Annotated in this window: 3 protein-coding genes; all 3 read left to right on the top strand. The window is 46.4% G+C overall.

Translation table 11 applies throughout. The features are described 5' to 3' along the window. On the top strand, positions 1–494 hold a 494-nt coding region (locus BW951_RS22955; protein ID WP_175608869.1), incomplete at its 5' end, for a hypothetical protein. Beyond that, complete coding sequence (locus BW951_RS22195; protein WP_076396864.1) at positions 487–1,032, top strand: hypothetical protein; 546 nt, start codon at positions 487–489, stop codon at positions 1,030–1,032. The genes BW951_RS22955 and BW951_RS22195, both read left to right, overlap by 8 nt. Further along, positions 1,001–2,217 (top strand): DUF2586 family protein (locus BW951_RS22190; protein ID WP_076396862.1); only part of this gene is annotated, 1,217 nt, incomplete at its 3' end. The genes BW951_RS22195 and BW951_RS22190, both read left to right, overlap by 32 nt.

The following is a 2,217-nucleotide window of genomic DNA, read 5'->3' as shown; positions in this document are numbered from 1 at the left end:
CTATATCTATTTTATTTTGTCTGGCGCTGTTGGTTTCCTGTGGAAGCAGGAAACCGCTGCCGCCGGAAACAGTCACCGACACTTTGGTTGTAAAACAGGTCATCCGGGATACGGTGCTGGAGGTTCAGGCAGATTCTACGTATTACCATGCGTGGATCGAATGCATTAACGGCAAGCCGGTTCTAAGGGAGCCGAAGCCGGGGAACAGAGAAAAAAGAGCTAACAACCACGACCACAGTAAGGCGTTACAAAAGCCTGACGTTATCCTGGACGAAAGCGGAAAGCTAACGGTTGAATGCCGTAAAGAAGCAGAACAGCTCAAAGCACAGCTTACGGCTTATTACGAATCACGGCTAAAAGAACGTGTCCAACCGGTTGAGATCATAAAGCCCTTTGCATGGTATCATAAAATATTGATGCTGGCAGGCGGGATCTTTCTTCTCCTGATTGGGTCTGTCATCATTATTACCATTAAAAATTCACATCATGTCTGATAAAAAGAAATTTCAGGAAAAAGCCAATGCGCTTTTTGAAAAATACCCGGAGGCTGATAAAATTTTTATTTCAGAAAACGGACAGTGTTTTTTTGAAGAAAAGGCGGCTAAGGATTACCATGAATTAAGAGGGTTTGAAAGTGAGCCGGAAGTCTTTTTTCGTGAAGGGTTTGAGGACGAGGACGATTCGGATGTGCAGGCGGCTCTGCATAATTCTGAACTGGCACGAAAAGTCTTAGAAGGAATTATCGAAGATGTGGCGGCGGTTTGTGATCTTGACCGGGACTACGAACCGGCAAATGCTGACACGGACGAAACCGTTACGGCTGTTATTTCACTTCGTGAAAAATATGCTGAAAAAGACCGCCTGCTGACCGAAATGGGTGCCAGGCTGGAGGAACTTTCAAATGCTGCGACGGAAAACGAAAATCTGAAACAACAACTGGAAGCCGCCAATAAACAGTTGGAAACTTTGAATAAAACAACAATCCCAAAAAACAGGAAAGATGCGTCCCAGACTGATCGTACAAAAGCTTAACGGCGGGCTTGGGAGAAGGAATCCCTCCGCCGACATGGTAACCGGCAGCGTGATGAATGCCGTTGCCACTTCCGAAATGGTACTGGGAAATATCTACACCCTGAAAAATATTCAGGAGGTCGAATCATTGGGGCTTAGTGAGGAATATGACCAGACCAATAAGGTACTCGTATATGAAAGGTTACGGAGGTTCTTTGTTCACAACCCATCCATAACGGTGTATTTTATGCCCGTGGCTCAGGGCGTAACCCTGACGCAGATGGCGGATAAAGACAATCAATATTTAGCCAGATTACTCCGTGATAAAGCCGGAGAAATCGTTCAGGCTTGTGTTTCCTTAAACCCGGATAAAAATCATTCGCCGATTATCGAAACAGGACTTGATAAGGACAGTATCGATGCCATTTATAAAGCGCAGGCTCTGGCGGATGCCGAATGGGCAAAAGACCGCTACTGTGAAATCTATATTGAAGGCAGAAGCTTTTCAGGAACATCGGCGGCAGCTCTTAACCTGAGAACGCTTTTAAGCGAATGCCCGGACATTTCCGTGGTGATCGGTGCCGATTACGAGGTTTCCAGCCGGGACGACCTCTATAAAGGCTATGCCGCGGTGGAGGATTACGCTGCCATGGTTTCTAAGGCGGATGTTTCACAGAACGCGGGGGAACAGATCAATGATTTTAACTTAACCCATGTGGATGAGAAAACCTTTATCATTCCGGGACTGAGTTCCGGTAACAAACTGAGCGATTATTCGGATACGGATCTGGATAATCTCGATGATAGAGGGTACATCTATTTTGCGCCCATTGTTAATCTGGGCGGGATTTCTTCCACCGCGGGAATCTATATCAACGATACGCATACCTGCGCTAAAATTACCTCGGATTTTGCTTATGGGGAAAATAACAGGACGATCAAAAAGGCGATCAAGCTCGCCAAGGCAGCATTAACCCCGAAAGTGAAGGGACGGATATACGTCGATGAAAACACCGGATTTATGGCACCGGAAACGGTGAAGGACTTAGAAACCATTACCAAGGTTTCACTTGACCCGATGGTGGCAGCCGGAGATATCAGCGGTGGTGTAGATGCCTACATCAACCCGCAGCAAAACGTACTGGCTACAAGTGAATTTATCGTGCTGCTGACTTTTATTCCGGTGGCTATCGGAAGAAGGATTAC

The sequence above is a fragment of the Chryseobacterium gambrini genome, assembly GCF_900156825.1.
Taxonomy (GTDB): Bacteria; Bacteroidota; Bacteroidia; order Flavobacteriales; family Weeksellaceae; genus Chryseobacterium; species Chryseobacterium gambrini.
The sequence above is the reverse complement of the archived record's forward strand: the minus strand, read 5'-3'. Positions and strand labels throughout refer to the sequence as shown.